Consider the following 15,364-nt stretch of genomic DNA (forward strand, 5'->3'; position numbering starts at 1 on the left):
GCAATCGGTCTTCTCGTTCAGTGGCGGTGCTGGCGGGTCACGCCGGCATCGAATTGCGCGACCACCTGCTGCCAGCCGGCAGCGATCAGCGCCTGGTCAGTGAGGTCGAAGGGGACGGCCAGGTGTTTGCCACGGTTGAGCCAGATATCCGGCTCGGCGCCTTGCACGCGCATCAGCAGCGAGCCACTGGTGTCGGTGGCCTGGCTCAAGCCCAGATAGGTCGAGGGCGCGAGCAGTTGCCAGCGATGATCGCCACGGCTGACGGAACTGGCGTCCTGGGCGAACGGTGCAAAGCCTTCTTGCGCCAATTGGTCCGGCGTGGGCAGGGCGTTCTGCTCTTGTTGCAGCAAGTGGATTTCATCCAGGGTCACCCGCAGGTCGGCGTAGATGCCTTGTTCGGCCGCGCTCAGGTCGCGCCGGGCATCCAGCTGATGACTGGGCACAGCTGCGACCTCTTGGGTTTCACCGTGCAAGGCCACCACCGTTCCCGCCACCGCCAGGATGATCAGGCACAGCAACAGCACATAGAGGGTTTCATGCCCCGCGCCGGCGGGGCGCACTACCTGTACGGTACTCATTGCGCCTGGATATCCGCTTGGTCGATTTCCACCACGTGACCGGGGCCGGCATCGAACAGTACATAGAATTCGGCCGTGGGTTTCTTGAAGGTCAGGGTCGAATCCTCACCGAGCTTGCCCGGTACCAGGATGGTCTCGTCGTAGCCGATCACATCCAGGGTCACGCCCGGAGCGCCGCTGCCGTCGGAGAACCCGCCCTTGCACTGGATCTGTTCACCGGGGATTTCCTTGCACTCGCACATCGGGTTGTGAGCGAGGGCAAGTTGACTGAAGCCGGTACTGAGCAACAGTACGCAACCGGCAGTCAGGCGTTTGAATATCATGGTTTGACTCCTTGCTTGTTCAACCAGGCAATGGTGGCAGGCGAGGCCTGGCTCAGCGGGATGGAACCCTGGTGCATGGTGCCGTCCCAGCCTTCCATGGTGACCCACAGCTCGGCATCGACCGGCGTGCGTTCCGGCACCGGCACGATGGCGCCCATGCGGTACGGCGTACCGAAGAAGATCACCCCGGCGGCCCGCAGGCTGCGGGGCTTGCCGATGCGCAGGTAGGTGGCCTTGACCTGCTCGGCACAGGTGGCGCACAGGGCGGCGTTAAACGCTTTCATCGGGCCGGCCGGGTCCGGGCGCGGGCCTTCGTTGCGAAACTCGGCGAGGGTCAGGCTCCAGGGGCCGACTTGAATGTCCCCGGCGACCCGCTCGCCAATGCCGGCATCCCCGCGAAACAGGGCGGCATCGGCAAAATACTTGGGCATGAAGCCCAGCGGCACCAGCAACAGCAGGATGTTTATATGGAAACGCCACTTCAGCCACCAGGCCCGCAGGGGTGAAGAGGGTTTGGCCGCGACTCTGCTCATCAGTGAGTCTCCGAGGTTTCAGCCTGCAAGGCTGGGGTGGGCACAGGCTGGCGCTGGGTCTTGGCCTCGCGTTTGAAAGCGTTGAGGGTGGCGAGGGCGGTGCGCTTGGTCCAGATCAGCAAGCCGCTCAACACCATCATGCTCAGCACCAGGCCGAAGAAGGCCCAGATCAGCTTGATCCACAGGCCGCCAAAGTCACCGGTGTGCAGCGGGCGCATGGACTCGGTGACGAACTCCAGCGCGGTGCGGTCGGACAGCAGGTGCGATACGGCGATTTCACCGCTGTAGGGATTCAGTTGCGCGGTCTGGAACATCAGCGGGTACCAGCCGCGCCCGCCGATCTGCAGGTGGCTGTAGGCATTGAGCGGCAGGAAGGCAAAGGTGGCTTCCAGCCCGGGGATGCGCTGGGTGGCGATCTGGATCGCGTCGTCCAGGGCAATCATCGGGGCCGGCACGCCGGGTGCGGACAGCGGCACCTTTTCCCGGGCAATCACCGGCACGATGGGCTCGCTGGAAATGGAGATCTGGTTGTCACCCAGAATCGCCTGGATCAGGAACCAGGTGCCGGTAATGGAAATGACGGCGATGAACCAGATCGACCAGATACCGCTCAGGCGGTGGAAGTCGCCCCAGAAAATCCGTGCGCCGTGACGGATGCGCAGGGTGGGGCGCAAAAAACCTTTCCAGAAACGCTTGTACACCACAAGGCCAGTGACCAACGAGGCCAGCAGCGGCAGGCCGAGCAGCGACACCAGGTACCAGCCCCAACTGAAGCCATTGGTAAACGGCACCAGCCACCAGCCGTGCAGGGCGCGGGTGAATTGCTGGAAGTCGAAGGCCGGGCTGATCCCCTGGAGGGCGCCCGTGTAGGGGTTGGCATAGGCATCGACCGAACGCCCATCCGGATAGCTGAGGCCGACCATCAACGCGAAGTGCGATTCGTCGGGACGGATGATCGAGCGCACGATGACCTGGGGCTCGTCGCGCTTGATGGCGGCGATCACCTGGTCGAAGCTCAGCGGTTGGGCATCATCGGAGGGCTTGCTCGCGCGGATATCCGGGTTGGCCAGCCAGACGATTTCCTGGCTGACCACCGCCAGGGTGCCGGTGACGCAGACGATCAGGACAAAGAACCAGATGGGCAACGCCAGCCAGCTGTGTACGAGAAACCAGAGTTTTGAGCGTGACTTCTTCGACATGTGGATGAGGGTCTTGATGGAAGGGGCGATGGAGGCCCGGAAAAGGCCGGTCGTAGCTTTTGCTGACGCGACGGGCTGTATCTAAATTAAGACGAATGAGAATGAGAAATCCCCAGGCGAGAAATGAAAGAAAATGTTTCAGGCGCACAGCGGGCCTTACGCATGGGCGCTGATCGTGCGTGATTGCTCCCACGGACTGGGTGCACACCGAGGCAGAGTAATAAGCGCGCAACTACGTAGTTATATAAGTATAAAAATAATCTCGCGGGAAGCTGAGCGGGTTATTGACGGTGTTATTTACTTTTTAAATGAATGCATTTTAACGGCTGAATACCTATGGTTGCGGGAGGTGGACGCAGGCGTGGTTTGAAACCTGAAAAAAAGCAAGGATATTGTATTGACGTTGTCGAAGGCTTCGGCTTTAGTAGGTGTCGGCATGGAAGTCAGATAATTTTAAAAAAGGAAGTGTATTAAATGACCGTCTCCGTCGCTTATCCGACCCCCCTTATAGTAAGTTGTTGTTACTTTCCTGCGTGGCTGATTGCATCGGCCAATTGATCGCCGCCTGCCTCCCAAGTCGATTGTCATTGTTGCGAACATCGCTGTTCCCGCCAGGGAAGGGCACGCGTTCATATGCCTTAACAGAGAGTACCTACTCATGTCGATTTTTGATCAAGAAATTCACCGCTCGGTGCAGTGGCAGGACTGGCGTTGGCAGCAGAAGAATGCCCTGCGTGATGAACCGAGTCTTCGTGCTGCCTGCGGTGGTTGGGATGAGCAGACCACGGCGCACATCGAACATAACCTGCTGGGGCGCAAGATGCAGATCACGCCGTACTACATTGATCTGATCAGGCGCTCCGTCACCAGTGGCACCGTCATGGACCACCCGCTGTGGCGGCAAGTGGTGCCGTACTGGAGCGAGCAGGTCGAGGGTGATTACGATGGCACCTCCGAGAACTGGGAGCTGGGCCATGAAATGAAGACGCCCATCTGCCAGCACAAGTACGACAATCGCGTGATCCTGCGCACCACCAATACCTGCAATGCCTATTGCCAGTTCTGCTTCGAAGCGCTGCGCACGTTGCAGGTGGGCACGGACAAGGCCAACGCCAGCCGGGATTCCTTCATGGAGTCGGTGGAGTACATCCGCGCCAACCCGGCCATCGAAGAAGTGATTCTCAGCGGCGGCGATCCGCTGATGCTGGCCGACCGCAAGCTCGAAGAGTACCTGGCCGCGCTGCGCGGGATCAGCGACGACCTGCTGATCCGCGTTCACTCGCGGGCCTTGAGTTTCAACCCGTTTCGCGTGACCGATGAGTTGATCGCGATGCTGGAAAAGTACAAGGTCAATGCTTTTGGCGTGCATGTCTGCCACCCGCTCGAACTCAGCGCTGACTTTGCCGTGGCGGTCAAACGTATTCAGGGTGTGGTGCCGATCGTGTTTTCCAATATGCCGTTGTTGCGCGGCGTCAACGATGATGAAGCCACACTGCATAAACTGTTTATCGATCTTTATCGTTTGGGTGTGAAGCCTTATTACTTATATCACTTCATGCCGTTTTCTCCCGGCGCCTCTGAATACAAGGCGTCGATCAGTCAGGCCATCGCCATCATGGATCGCCTCAAGCGGCGAGTATCCAATATTGCCCTGCCCGAATATGTTCTACCGCACGCCCAAGGCAAGTTTACGGTGCCGCTGCTGGACTTTGAAAAGCCTGAGGACTTGCCGTACTTCGAAGTTCGCGATGGGCAACGTCATTATCGTTTCCGTAACTGGGAAGGGCAGTGGTGCAGTTGGCAGGATGCCTGAATAAATTGATGGACTAAGGCGGTATAAAACATGAAACAGGACGCCATCCTTTTTATCGATGTCGATGACAGCACGTCTGTTCGTTATAACTACCGGGAGCCGCACTTCGCGGCTGCCCGCGCCCAGGGCCTGGTGTGCTTGACGGCGGGCGTGGCAGGGCGCAGGCATGTGCAACGGCTCAGGGATGACAGTGACGCGGTGTTCCTGCTCGACGCGCTCAACGAGCAGGCCATTCTGGCGTTGGTCGGCCAGCTCGATGGGCAGTATCAGATTCGCGGGATCTTCTGCCAGGCCGGCCATCCGTCCGCGCTGGGCGAAGTCGGTTGTATCGTTGCGCGAGCTTCCCAGCGCCTGGGCCTGGTGCATAGCCGCCCCGAGGCGGTGGCGGCGTGCAACAACAAGTTCCTGATGCGCCGAATGCTCAAACAGCACGGCATTGCCTCGGTGCCGTTTGCGCTGTGCAATAACGAAGAGCAACTCCAGCAACAAGCCGAACGGGTCGGTTACCCGCTGATCGCCAAACCGCCGTTTGGCGGCGCTTCGGCGTTTATCAGGAAATGCGCCAATTGGGCGGAACTGCGCAGCCACTACGCGCTGTTTGTCAAAGACCACGCCACGGCGGCGTACGCGGACTTCTATGGCTGTGCGCACACCCTACTGGAGGACGACGGCCAACGGCATGCCTACATTCCCGGGCGCAGTCTGTTGCTGGAGGGCTACATCCCCGGTATCGAAGGCAGTGTGGAATGTGTGGTGGCCGGCGAGCGTGTGCATCCACTGCTGATCAACGAAAAACTGTTGCTGACCGAGCGCAGCGGCACGGTGCTCGAAAACCTGCTGATTTCCCCTCCGACCTCCTTCACCGACCGCGAGTGCGAGCAGATCCGCGCGTACGCCGTAGCGTGTCTGAAAGCGGTCGGCCTGACCAACGCCGTGGTGCATTTCGAGTTCCGCATGACCCCGCAGGGCCCTGTGGTGATCGAGATCAACCCGCGCGTGGGCGGGCTCTATGTGAACGCGGCGTTCCGCGATCTGGCCGGTATCGATCCCTATCAGCTGTATCTTTCGTTGCTGACGGGCGAGCAGGGCATCGACGCGCAATTGGAAGCGGGTGCTCGCAAGGTGGCCGAGGCCGGGCAACATTACGCGATGCTGGCGATCTACCCGCAGCACAGCGGTCGGTTTCAAGGCATTGAAGGCGTGGAGTTCCTGGAACAGAACGTTGCGGTGCTCGAGTATGCCCAGCAGGAGCCGGGGCACATGATCGATGCGGATATCGAGGAGCACTATCTGCTCAAGTGCTGGGCCAGAGTCGCGGACGCTGCCGATGCGCGCGCACTGCATGACGCGGTCGGCCAGCACTTGCGCGTCATCATCGACAACCCGGTGGCAGGCTAGCGATATGGATATCCCGACAATTTCCGCGCACTTGCGCGAGCACCATTACTGCCATCGGCCTGACTTTGGCGAGTTGGTCAGTGTCGAGGCGGGCGAAGAGCAGAGCTTTCGTGCGTACTGGGCCAACCTGGTGCGCGACGAGGCGTTCAAGGCGTACACCCATCGCGAGCGGCGTATTCTGCGCTATCGTTTATCACCGTCACGGCAATTGCAGATCGACAGGAGCACCGCGTTCAAGTCGCCTGTCACCTATGCCGTCAACTATCGCCAGGGGGTGAACCATTTGAGCTACAGCGAGGAAGGTTTTATCGAACATCCACTGATGCGCAAGCTGCTGGCCACCGACCTGGCGGTGATCGCACCGCACCTGGACGAGCAGAGTCATACCATCGATATCCACCAGTTCCGTGTGCGGGCGGACGCGCAAGCGTGCAGCCCCACCACGTCGGGGATTCACCAGGATGGTCTGGATTGGGTGTTCATGCATTTTATCGGCGAGCACAACACATTGCCGGTGGTCTCGGAAGTGTTTACCAGTGATGAGGAACGCAGCCGCGTGTTGAATCTGCCGATGACCCGCTTTCTGGAAACCCTCGTGATCGATGACCGAGGGCTCTACCACCGCGCCGGCGATGTGCGCCCGAAGGTAGCGTCGACACCGGCCTGGCGCGACATGCTGCTGGTCAGCCTGCGCAGCGTGCCGGATGATCAAGCGGCGCCGCCTGCATGAGCCACGATCAACAGCTGTACCTGTCGATCCGCAACGCGCGGCTGATCATCTTTGCTCGCGGCGTGTCGGACTTTGGCGCTTTCCTCAACATGGTGGCCTTGTCCACCTATGTCTACTGGCTCAGCCAAAGCGTGGTGTTCGTCAGCATCTTCCTGGCGTGCCGCGTAACCGGTGGCATTGTCGCCAGCCTGTTCGGCATCCCGTTTTTCCGGCGTTTCGCCGGGCGCGGCACCCTGGCCGGGCTGGACCTGGCGCGAGCGCTGTTGCTGACGCCGTTGTTGCTGCTGATCCCTGCGCATCAACTGAGCCTGCTGCCGTTTATCGCCTTCGGTATCGGCCTGTGCAATTCGCTGTTCGCCATCGGTCTCAACAGCCAGTTGCCCACCTGGGTTGCCCTTGAACAGCGGGTCGATACCAACGCCTGGATCACCTCGGCGGCCGCGACCGGCGCCGTGTTCGGCAGCTTGCTGTCGGGGCTGCTGATTGCCACGGGGGGATTCGAGGCGGTATTCGCGGTGAATATCGGCACCTATGTGATAGCTGCTTGCCTGGTCATGCCACTGCGTGCGTTGTACAGCGTTACCGTTGCCACGCATCGCGGCCTTTCGGCGGAGTGGCGCGCGTTGACCAGGGGGCTGCGCGGCGCGCCGGTGCTGGCCGCGATGTTGTTGATCAGCATGCTCGACACCCTCGGCAGTGCGGCGCATAACGTCGGCTGGCCGGTGTTGTCCCAGTACATTTCCCCGGACACGGCCAAAACCGTGATGGGTTACCTGCTGGCGGTCTGGGCCTGTGGCAAGTTCATCGGGGCGCGTATCGCCAGTGCGCTGTTGAAGGGGCGCGGCACGCCAGGCATGGAGCGGTTGTTCATGTTTGGCGTGGCGCTGATGTCCAGCGGGTTTATCCTGACGTTCCAGCAAACCGAATTGTGGCTGGCGCTGCTGTTGGTGGTGTGGGCAGGATTGGGCGACGGGCTGTCCGAAGTGGCGTTGGTCTCCCGCGCGCAAAGCGAACCGGACAGCTTGCGCCTGCCGCTGTTCAGCCTGTTGGTCCTGATTCAGATGGTGGGCTTTGGCGTGGGGATGCTGGTAGTCGGGCCGTTCTACGTGACGTGGACGCCGGCCCAGGTGATCGTGCTGTTCCACGGGCTACCGCTGACGGCGTTGGGCGTGATGACCGTGTGGCTGGGGTGCGCGGCTTACCGGGGCCGGCCGGACGCGTCGGGTTCACCGCCCACCCGTTGATCGCCTCTGTGGAAGGGCGCCGGCGTCCTTGCGCAGGGGCGTGAGTTCAGGACTGCGCCGTAGGCTCCAGCAACTGCGCGCCCGGTCCGCGCTCACCGAGTTGGTCGCCCTGGTTGCGCAACGGGCACGCCTCCATCGACAGGCACCCGCAACCTATGCAGCCATTGAGCTTGTCGCGCAGCATCGACAGTTTATTGATCCGCTCATCCAGGTCTTCCCGCCAGCGTGCCGACAGGCGTGCCCAATCCTTGGCGGTGGGCGTTCGGCCATCGGGCAATGCCTGTAATGCCTCGCCGATGGTCGCCAGCGGAATGCCCAGGCGCTGGGCGATCTTGATCACCACCACCCGCCGCAACACATCCCGTGGGTAGCGCCGCTGGTTGCCGGCGTTGCGATTGCTTTTGATCAGCCCCTTGGTTTCGTAGAAATGCAGCGCAGTGACGGCCACGCCGCTGCGGGCAGCCAACTGGCCAACGGTGAGTTCCTTGTTGAGCATAAAAACCCCGATTCAGCGCTTGACCTTGACTTAACTAGAGGTTTTACCCTGCATGGCACTGGATCGCAAGATTCTGCCTACAAAGAAAGGGGAGTGTTCATGCAGGTATCAGAGAAGAGTCGCGGCTTCACACAGGTGATCGAATTTCACATCGACCCGCGTCATCAGGCGGCCCTGGTGGCGGCCTTGACCGTGCAAAGCGAGCGACTGGCGCAGAGTCATGACGGCTTTTTGCGTGCGAGCGTGCAGGTCAGCGATGACGGGCGGCGGGTGCTCAACTACCTGCAATGGCAATCCCGCGAGGATGGCGAGGCGGCATTCAGGCGCTTCGAGCAGGGCGGCGAGGATTTCTGGACGCTGATCCGCGTGCACCGGGCCAAGGCGGTAATCTTTGATTCGTTCCAGGTGCTGCGCAGTTTTGAGCGCAGCCATGACGACGCCTTGCACTGCCGCCTAAATGGATAGGTGCAGCATCCGCTCGCCCTGCAGGTTTTCCCCCGGTCTGCGCTTGTTCACCGCCAACTCGCCGATCTTGATCAGCCGCGCGCGTGTGACGTTGCGGCTCAAGCCCAGGAGACTGGCGGTGTGCACCTGATTGCAGTGGCTGAAGCGGTAAGCGGCGCGTAACAGCGCGTCCTCGACCTTCTCGTGCAGGGCGCCGGCCTGTTCCTCGAACAGTTTTTGAAAGGCCCGCGCGAGCAACGCTTCGGCGCTGTTGTCGAGGCATTGCTGGCTGTCGTCCTGGCGTTCGATGCGCAGGTTCGACAGGCGCAGATCGTCGCGTTCGATCACGCTGTTGCGGCAGATCAGCAACGTGTGATGGATCACGTTTTCCAGCTCACGAATATTGCCCGGCCAGCTGTAGCTCTTGAGTTTGTGCTCGGCCTCGCGGCTGATGGTGACCGGGCCATAACCCAGGCGTCGGCTGTAGGTGTCGATAAAGTGTCGGGTCAGCGGCAGGACATCGCCCGGGCGCTCGCGCAGTGGGTTGAGCTCCAGGCTGACCACGTCGAGACGGTAGTAAAGGTCTTCGCGAAAATGCCCGGCGTTGATGGCTTTTTCCAGTTGTACATTGGTTGCCGCCAGTACCCGCACGTCGATGGGAATACTCTTGCGCGAGCCCAGGCGTACCACTTCACGCTCCTGCAGCACCCGAAGCAGCTTGACCTGGATCGGCAGGGGCAAATCGCCGATTTCATCGAGGAACAAGGTGCCGCCATCGGCCTCTTCGAACCAGCCCGCCTTGGCGCAGAGGGCGCCGGTAAAGGCGCCTTTTTCGTGGCCGAACAGCTCGGCTTCGACAAGGGATTCAGAAAACGCCCCGCAGTTGACCGCCACGAATGGCCGGTTGCGCCGCGCACTGAGGTTGTGGATGTGCCGGGCTACCAGCTCCTTGCCGGTGCCGGTTTCGCCGATGATCAGCACGCTGGCTTCGCTGGGCGCCACTTGCTGGATGTGGTCGAGCAGGGCCTTGGATTTCGGGTCTTCGAACACCTGGGCCGTGGCACGAATGGAGGTCGCGAGCGCGGGCGAGGGGGGGAGGGTTAATAACTGCATGGACACCTCTCTTGGAAATAAAATACGGGAATTGCCTTTGGCGAGTCGCGGCAACGTTGGCGGGCAGCGTTGTTTATAGAGGGATTCTCATATTCCGTAAATTAATTGATTTACATATTTATAGATCATAAAGAAATAACGAGTTGTGATTATCGAGTCTGCCGCAACGGTTGATAGCGACTATCGAGGACGGTGATTTTTCAGCGTGCGAGGGCGGGAGTAGCCTGTGTTCATTGATTCGACACCTCCTTTGCAGGGCCACCGCCATGATCCGCTCACTCGCTGTTTCGCTGTTGCTTGTCACCTCTGTCCTCGCCGGATGCGCGACCCATCCATCCCCGGAGCTGCGCCCCTACTCCGCCCAGGAAACCCGGCAACTGGCGCTGGAAGCGCTGAGTCGTCGCGGTTTGTCATTCGATGACTATCAACACCAGCGCGCGGCACTGACCGGCCAGCCACTCAAGTCGTTCGGTTTTGATCATCAGGGCGAAATGAATGCCGAGCGCAGCGTAGCCCTGAAGGATCGTCCCAGTTGAGCGGTGCTGTCGCGGTGAAGAGCCCGGGTTTCCCATAAGGAATCTCGGGTTTTTTGTTTTCCATGGCGTGACTTCAGCCTGTTAAGCTGAATTTCAGGAGCGTTCCTACGCACATTTTCATAAAGTGGTCCTTCTTTAACGGCATCCGATCAGTTAAACCTGACAACCTCTGATCTGTTCGATGCCCCCGCGACACTGCTCTCGGGAACACGCTCTGCGAGTTTTTAACACCATGAATAAACGTCCGTTGTATTTCGACTACGCCGCCACCACGCCGGTGGATGAGCGGGTCATCCAGGTGATGGTTGAGTGTCTGGGCTTCAATGCCAATTTCGGTAACCCTGCGTCCAGCTCCCATGCGTTCGGCCAGGCGGCCCGGCAAACGGTCGAGCAGGCGCGTCAGCAGGTGGCCGAACTGGTCGGCGCCCAGCCCGAGCAAATTGTCTGGACCTCCGGCGCCACCGAGTCCAATAACCTGGCGATCAAAGGGGTGGCCCAGGCCCGTGGCGTAACCGGCGGGCATATCATCACCAGCCAGATCGAGCACAAGGCGACGCTCGACACTGCGCGGCAATTGCAGGATGCCGGTGTGGCGGTGACCTACCTGGTGCCTGATGCCGACGGCCTGATCAGTGTCGAAGCGGTCAGTGAGGCGCTGCGTGAAGACACTTTCCTGGTGTCGCTGATGCTGGTCAATAACGAACTGGGCACGTTGAACGATATCCCGGCCATCGGCGCCCGGGTGCGTGAGCAGGGGGCGTTGTTCCATGTGGACGCGGCCCAGGGCGCGGGCAAGGTAGCCATCGACCTGGCGCAGTGGCCGGTGGACTTGATGTCGTTTTCGGCCCACAAGCTTTATGGTCCGAAGGGCATCGGCGCGTTGTACGTAGGGCCTCGCGCGCAGCAGAAGGTACTGGCGCAGATTCATGGCGGCGGTCATGAGGGCGGCTTGCGTTCGGGTACCCTGGCGACTCACCAGATTGCGGGCATGGGCACGGCGTTCGCCCTGGCGGCGGCGTCTTTTGCCGAGGAAAAGGCACAAATCGTGGCCTTGCGTCAGCGTCTGCTGGATCAGTTGGGGTCGATTGCGGGCGTGCGCCTCAACGGCAGCCCCGCCCAGCGAATCCCCCATACCCTGAGCCTTACGTTCAGCGAAGGCGAATTCAACCCCAGTGCGTTGAGCGCCGGCATTGCCTTTTCGGCGACTTCAGCGTGCAATTCGGCGAGCAACGCGCCGTCCCATGTGCTTCTGGCCCTGGGGCATGACGCGCGCAGCGCCGGACGTACCATTCGTTTGAGTCTCGGCCGCTTTACCACCGAGCGGGATATCGACGAAGCGGTACAACTGATCAAGTCGGCCCTGGCCAGCGCACCGGCGTTCTGGGCGGTCTGAAACTTGTCCGCAGTCCATAACAATTATTAGTGGTTAGCAGGAGACACAATGAGTACGCAGCCTTTGACCTCTGGAACGGTTCCCCAGCGCCTGGCGCAGACCCGTGAGCTGATGCGCCGGGAGGGCATTCACGCCCTGTTGGTGCCGTCCGCGGATCCGCATTTGTCCGAGTACCTGCCGGGATACTGGCAGGGCCGCCAATGGTTGTCGGGATTCCATGGTTCGGTGGGAACGCTGATCGTCACCGCCGATTTTGCCGGTGTGTGGGCCGACAGCCGCTACTGGGAACAGGCGACCAAGGAACTCAAAGGCAGTGGCATCGAACTGGTCAAACTGCAACCGGGCCAACCCGGCCCCCTGGAGTGGTTGGCTGAACAAACCCCGGAAGGCGGCGTGGTGGCCGTGGATGGCGCGGTAATGGCCGTGGCGTCGGCACGGACCCTGGGTGGCAAGCTGGCTGAGCGTGGCGCGCGCTTGCGTACCGATGTCGACCTGCTCAATGAAGTCTGGCATGACCGCCCGGCGCTGCCGAACCAGCCGATCTATCAGCATTTGCCCCCACAGGCGACCCTCAGCCGTGGCGACAAACTCGCAGCCCTGCGCGCCAGCCTGAAAGACAACGGTGCTGACTGGCATTTCATCGCGACACTGGATGACATCGCCTGGTTGTTCAACCTGCGCGGCGGCGATGTCTCGTTCAACCCGGTATTCGTGTCTTTCGCCTTGATCAATCAGCAGCAGGCCACTCTGTTCGTCGCGCTGAGCAAAGTTGATGCCGAGCTGCGCGCGGCGCTCGAACGTGATGGCGTGACCGTACGCGATTACAGTGACGTGGCCGACGCGCTGCGAGCTTTACCGGCAGGGGCAAGCCTGCAAATTGATCCGGCACGCGTCACGGCCGGTCTACTGGAACATCTCGACGCCGGTGTGAAGCGGGTGGAAGGCTTGAACCCAACCACCCTGGCCAAGTCGCGTAAAAGCCTGGCTGATGCCGAACATATCCGTCAGGCCATGGAGCAGGATGGCGCCGCCTTGTGCGAATTTTTCGCCTGGCTGGAAAAGGCCCTGGGGCGCGAGCGCATTACTGAATTGACCATCGATGAGCATCTGACGGCGGCGCGTACCCGTCGTCCGGGTTATGTATCGCTGAGTTTCAACACCATCGCAGCCTTCAACGCCAACGGCGCGATGCCGCACTACCACGCCACGCCAGAAGAGCATGCGGTGATCGAAGGCGATGGCTTGTTGCTGATCGACTCGGGCGGCCAGTACCTGGGTGGCACGACGGATATCACGCGAATGGTGCCCATCGGTACGCCGAGTGAAGAGCAGAAACGCGATTGCACGCGGGTGCTCAAGGGTGTGATTGCCTTGTCCCGCGCTCATTTCCCCAAAGGCATCCTGTCGCCGCTGCTCGATGCCATCGCGCGTGCGCCGATCTGGGCCGAAGGCGTGGATTACGGTCATGGTACCGGGCACGGTGTAGGGTATTTCCTCAACGTGCATGAAGGCCCGCAAGTGATCGCCTACCAGGCGCTGGCTGCACCGCAGACGGCGATGCAGCCGGGCATGATTACGTCGATCGAGCCGGGTACCTACCGCCCTGGGCGTTGGGGCGTGCGGATCGAGAACCTGGTGTTGAACCGCGAAGCGGGGACGACCGAGTTTGGTGAATTCCTCAAGTTCGAAACGCTGACGTTGTGCCCGATCGACACCCGTTGCCTGGAGCCGTCCTTGCTCAGCGCTGATGAGCGCGAGTGGTTCAACGCTTATCATGCCCAGGTACGCGAGCGTCTGAGCCCGTTGCTCAGTGGCGATGCACTCGAGTGGTTGCAGGTGCGTACAGCGGCTATCTGATTCAGGACTGGCTCGGGGCTTCGAGTACGAAGTCCTGACGGTCCCGGCTGAAAACCGCGTCGCATCACCGGCGCTGACTACCCATGCGACGCTCTTGTTGTGCGTCGCTCAGGTACCTATTTGCAAATGACGATCATGCTGCGACTGGTATAGCCGGCAGGGTTGAGGCCGAACGGATAATCCCCTGGCTCCTCGGAGTTCTCGCCGGATTTGGCGATAACCCGATACCCCTTGGAACCACATGAATTGGCTGCGCTGGTGTAGCACTGATCCCATGAGGAGGACAGGCCCGAACAGTTGATGTGCAGTCCTTTCTTGCCCCGTTTCACTTCTGTTTTTGTGGTCGCGGCACACCCAGCAATGCCTACGACCAGCAACAGTATCAAAATTCGATTCATTCCAATCCTTAAATAGCCGCTTCGCAAAAGGATCGAAGCCGGCCTTTACTCGCTCTCGAGCGTAGCGTTCATGCTGTCCGTGTCGAACTTCTCCATGAAAGACATCGTTTACCAGCCTAAACATGGCCTAAATGAGCGTTAAATACCAGAGCTGCCTGCAAAGAGCGTCAGTCGGCGGCTACCAGCGGTTTGGATTCGTTGCGCATTGTCAGCGTGGCACCGACGGAGGCCAGGATAATGCAGGTGATGGCCAGCCATTGCGCGAGCGTCAGTTGCTCATGCAGGAAGAACAGGCCGGAGAGGGCGCCAAACGCCGGCTCGATACTCATCAAGGTACCGAAAGTGCGAGCGGGCAGGCGGGTGAGCGCAACCATTTCCAATGTGTAGGGCAGGGCCGTGGACAAGATAGCCACGCCGATGGCCACAGGAATCAGCGCGGGGCTCAGCAACGCGGTGCCGGCGTGCACGATGCCGATGGGCGCGACGAACAGAGCCGCGATCATTACGCCGAGCGCGGCGGTCTGCACCCCGTTATCGTTCCCCGCCTTCTGGCCGAACAGAATATAGAGCCCCCAGCAAACGCCGGCGCCGAGTGCATACGCGGCACCCACCACGTCAATGCCACTGCTGGCTTCGCCCATCGGAATCAACAGGAGCAGACCGATGACCGCGAGCGCGACCCACAAAAAGTCCACTGCCCGGCGCGATGCATAGATGGCGACGGCGAGCGGGCCGGTGAATTCCAGGGCAACCGCAATACCCAGGGGGACGGTGCGCAGCGACATATAGAAGAGAAAGTTCATGCCGCCCAGCGCCATCCCGTAGACCACGACCGTGCGCAGGGACCTGGCCGTCAGCTTGGCGCGCCATGGGCGCAATAGAAGCAGCATGATCACGCTGGCGAAGATCAGGCGCAGGGTGGTGGTTCCTTGCGCACCAATAATCGGGAACATGCTTTTGGCCAGCGAAGCGCCGGACTGGATGGATGCCATCGCGATCAACAGCAGGCCAACGGGGAAGAGTGTGCAGGCCAGGCTGCGGGGTGGGGTGGTCATTGAAGGTGTTGTCCGAAGTCATATATAGAAGGGCAGAGGGGTTATGATGCTTAACTGCCGCGAACTGCGCAATATATTGCTCAGTTGAGCAAGTGCTGAGGGGTTTCAAACGCAATTGATAGAAAGTTCATATTATTGATTGACGTAGAATTTTATCTGTCTATAATTCGCCCCACTTCCGGCGCAGTCGAAACGGAAAACTCCTTGGTAAACAATGAGTTAAATGAGTTTCGGCGGCAGGTTGCTTCAGTTCA

Annotated in this window: 16 protein-coding genes; 8 read left to right on the forward strand and 8 right to left on the reverse strand. The window is 60.5% G+C overall.

Annotation, left to right across the window (positions count from 1 at the left end):
* Window positions 1-17: 17 nt before the first annotated feature.
* The 4 genes from BFP96_RS01575 to BFP96_RS01590 are packed head-to-tail and all read right to left on the reverse strand — an operon-like array spanning window position 18 to window position 2,633.
* Entirely contained in the window at window positions 18-578 is a 561-nt protein-coding gene (locus BFP96_RS01575) for a DUF6162 family protein (protein ID WP_065891636.1), read from the reverse strand.
* The gene (locus BFP96_RS01580; protein WP_065891637.1) at window positions 575-901 is read right to left on the reverse strand and encodes a hypothetical protein; all 327 of its coding nucleotides are present in this window, start codon (window positions 899-901) and stop codon (window positions 575-577) included. The genes BFP96_RS01575 and BFP96_RS01580 overlap by 4 nt, the downstream gene beginning before the upstream one ends.
* Entirely contained in the window at window positions 898-1,434 is a 537-nt protein-coding gene (locus BFP96_RS01585) for a thiamine pyrophosphate-binding protein (protein WP_065891638.1), read from the reverse strand. The genes BFP96_RS01580 and BFP96_RS01585 overlap by 4 nt, the downstream gene beginning before the upstream one ends.
* Window positions 1,434-2,633, reverse strand: coding sequence for a PepSY-associated TM helix domain-containing protein (locus BFP96_RS01590; protein ID WP_065935458.1), 1,200 nt, complete (start codon window positions 2,631-2,633; stop codon window positions 1,434-1,436). The genes BFP96_RS01585 and BFP96_RS01590 overlap by 1 nt, the downstream gene beginning before the upstream one ends.
* Window positions 2,634-3,291: 658 nt before the next feature.
* Here BFP96_RS01590 and BFP96_RS01595 point away from each other — a divergent pair.
* Genes BFP96_RS01595 through BFP96_RS01610 form a run of 4 tightly spaced genes read left to right on the forward strand, consistent with a single transcriptional unit; the run spans window position 3,292 to window position 7,818 of the window.
* Entirely contained in the window at window positions 3,292-4,446 is a 1,155-nt protein-coding gene (locus BFP96_RS01595; RefSeq protein ID WP_065891640.1) for a KamA family radical SAM protein, read from the forward strand.
* Between the two features lie 30 nt (window positions 4,447-4,476).
* On the forward strand, window positions 4,477-5,844 hold the full coding sequence (locus BFP96_RS01600; protein ID WP_065935459.1) for an ATP-grasp domain-containing protein: 1,368 nt from the start codon (window positions 4,477-4,479) through the stop codon (window positions 5,842-5,844).
* A 4-nt stretch (window positions 5,845-5,848) separates the two neighbouring features.
* Window positions 5,849-6,574, forward strand: a complete 726-nt coding sequence (locus BFP96_RS01605) for a 2OG-Fe dioxygenase family protein (RefSeq protein ID WP_065891642.1) — start codon at window positions 5,849-5,851, stop codon at window positions 6,572-6,574.
* The gene (locus BFP96_RS01610) at window positions 6,571-7,818 is read left to right on the forward strand and encodes an MFS transporter (RefSeq protein ID WP_065891643.1); all 1,248 of its coding nucleotides are present in this window, start codon (window positions 6,571-6,573) and stop codon (window positions 7,816-7,818) included. The genes BFP96_RS01605 and BFP96_RS01610 overlap by 4 nt, the downstream gene beginning before the upstream one ends.
* Window positions 7,819-7,864: 46 nt before the next feature.
* Here BFP96_RS01610 and soxR read toward each other — a convergent pair whose 3' ends face one another.
* On the reverse strand, window positions 7,865-8,314 hold the full coding sequence (gene soxR, locus BFP96_RS01615; RefSeq protein WP_065888237.1) for a redox-sensitive transcriptional activator SoxR: 450 nt from the start codon (window positions 8,312-8,314) through the stop codon (window positions 7,865-7,867).
* Between the two features lie 99 nt (window positions 8,315-8,413).
* Between soxR and BFP96_RS01620 the strand changes: the two genes are divergently transcribed.
* Window positions 8,414-8,779: an antibiotic biosynthesis monooxygenase gene (locus tag BFP96_RS01620; protein WP_065891648.1), complete on the forward strand. Its 366-nt coding sequence runs from the start codon at window positions 8,414-8,416 to the stop codon at window positions 8,777-8,779.
* Here the strand turns inward: BFP96_RS01620 and BFP96_RS01625 are convergent.
* Window positions 8,768-9,871, reverse strand: coding sequence for a sigma-54 interaction domain-containing protein (locus BFP96_RS01625; RefSeq protein ID WP_065935460.1), 1,104 nt, complete (start codon window positions 9,869-9,871; stop codon window positions 8,768-8,770). The two genes, BFP96_RS01620 and BFP96_RS01625, sit on opposite strands and share 12 nt — an antisense overlap.
* Before the next feature lie 266 nt (window positions 9,872-10,137).
* Between BFP96_RS01625 and BFP96_RS01630 the strand changes: the two genes are divergently transcribed.
* The 3 genes from BFP96_RS01630 to BFP96_RS01640 all read left to right on the forward strand — a co-directional run bounded on the left by BFP96_RS01630 (window position 10,138) and on the right by BFP96_RS01640 (window position 13,657).
* Complete coding sequence (locus BFP96_RS01630; protein ID WP_065888239.1) at window positions 10,138-10,407, forward strand: hypothetical protein; 270 nt, start codon at window positions 10,138-10,140, stop codon at window positions 10,405-10,407.
* Window positions 10,408-10,639: 232 nt separating this feature from the next.
* Window positions 10,640-11,800 carry a cysteine desulfurase family protein gene (locus tag BFP96_RS01635; protein WP_065935461.1) on the forward strand — a complete coding sequence of 387 codons (1,161 nt, stop codon included), beginning with the start codon at window positions 10,640-10,642 and terminating at the stop codon, window positions 11,798-11,800.
* A 48-nt stretch (window positions 11,801-11,848) separates the two neighbouring features.
* Window positions 11,849-13,657, forward strand: a complete 1,809-nt coding sequence (locus BFP96_RS01640; protein WP_065935462.1) for an aminopeptidase P family protein — start codon at window positions 11,849-11,851, stop codon at window positions 13,655-13,657.
* Between the two features lie 116 nt (window positions 13,658-13,773).
* Here BFP96_RS01640 and BFP96_RS28660 read toward each other — a convergent pair whose 3' ends face one another.
* Both BFP96_RS28660 and rhtA read right to left on the reverse strand, forming a co-directional pair.
* Window positions 13,774-14,055, reverse strand: a complete 282-nt coding sequence (locus BFP96_RS28660) for a hypothetical protein (protein ID WP_083216569.1) — start codon at window positions 14,053-14,055, stop codon at window positions 13,774-13,776.
* Window positions 14,056-14,222: 167 nt separating this feature from the next.
* The gene (rhtA, locus tag BFP96_RS01645) at window positions 14,223-15,110 is read right to left on the reverse strand and encodes a threonine/homoserine exporter RhtA (RefSeq protein ID WP_065891647.1); all 888 of its coding nucleotides are present in this window, start codon (window positions 15,108-15,110) and stop codon (window positions 14,223-14,225) included.
* Window positions 15,111-15,364: the final 254 nt, after the last annotated feature.

This window comes from Pseudomonas sp. 34 E 7 (assembly GCF_900005715.1).
GTDB lineage: Bacteria > Pseudomonadota > Gammaproteobacteria > Pseudomonadales > Pseudomonadaceae > Aquipseudomonas > Aquipseudomonas orientalis_A.

Excerpts from the sequence above, each read along its gene's own strand:
- BFP96_RS01575 (WP_065891636.1), bottom strand. The coding sequence starts at position 578 with ATGAGTACCGTACAGGTAGTGCGCCCCGCCGGCGCGGGGCATGAAACC.
- BFP96_RS01580 (WP_065891637.1), bottom strand. The coding sequence starts at position 901 with ATGATATTCAAACGCCTGACTGCCGGTTGCGTACTGTTGCTCAGTACC.
- BFP96_RS01585 (WP_065891638.1), bottom strand. The coding sequence starts at position 1,434 with ATGAGCAGAGTCGCGGCCAAACCCTCTTCACCCCTGCGGGCCTGGTGG.
- BFP96_RS01590 (WP_065935458.1), bottom strand. The coding sequence starts at position 2,633 with ATGTCGAAGAAGTCACGCTCAAAACTCTGGTTTCTCGTACACAGCTGG.
- BFP96_RS01595 (WP_065891640.1), top strand. The coding sequence starts at position 3,292 with ATGTCGATTTTTGATCAAGAAATTCACCGCTCGGTGCAGTGGCAGGAC.
- BFP96_RS01600 (WP_065935459.1), top strand. The coding sequence starts at position 4,477 with ATGAAACAGGACGCCATCCTTTTTATCGATGTCGATGACAGCACGTCT.
- BFP96_RS01605 (WP_065891642.1), top strand. The coding sequence starts at position 5,849 with ATGGATATCCCGACAATTTCCGCGCACTTGCGCGAGCACCATTACTGC.
- BFP96_RS01610 (WP_065891643.1), top strand. The coding sequence starts at position 6,571 with ATGAGCCACGATCAACAGCTGTACCTGTCGATCCGCAACGCGCGGCTG.
- soxR (WP_065888237.1), bottom strand. The coding sequence starts at position 8,314 with ATGCTCAACAAGGAACTCACCGTTGGCCAGTTGGCTGCCCGCAGCGGC.
- BFP96_RS01620 (WP_065891648.1), top strand. The coding sequence starts at position 8,414 with ATGCAGGTATCAGAGAAGAGTCGCGGCTTCACACAGGTGATCGAATTT.
- BFP96_RS01625 (WP_065935460.1), bottom strand. The coding sequence starts at position 9,871 with ATGCAGTTATTAACCCTCCCCCCCTCGCCCGCGCTCGCGACCTCCATT.
- BFP96_RS01630 (WP_065888239.1), top strand. The coding sequence starts at position 10,138 with ATGATCCGCTCACTCGCTGTTTCGCTGTTGCTTGTCACCTCTGTCCTC.
- BFP96_RS01635 (WP_065935461.1), top strand. The coding sequence starts at position 10,640 with ATGAATAAACGTCCGTTGTATTTCGACTACGCCGCCACCACGCCGGTG.
- BFP96_RS01640 (WP_065935462.1), top strand. The coding sequence starts at position 11,849 with ATGAGTACGCAGCCTTTGACCTCTGGAACGGTTCCCCAGCGCCTGGCG.
- BFP96_RS28660 (WP_083216569.1), bottom strand. The coding sequence starts at position 14,055 with ATGAATCGAATTTTGATACTGTTGCTGGTCGTAGGCATTGCTGGGTGT.
- rhtA (WP_065891647.1), bottom strand. The coding sequence starts at position 15,110 with ATGACCACCCCACCCCGCAGCCTGGCCTGCACACTCTTCCCCGTTGGC.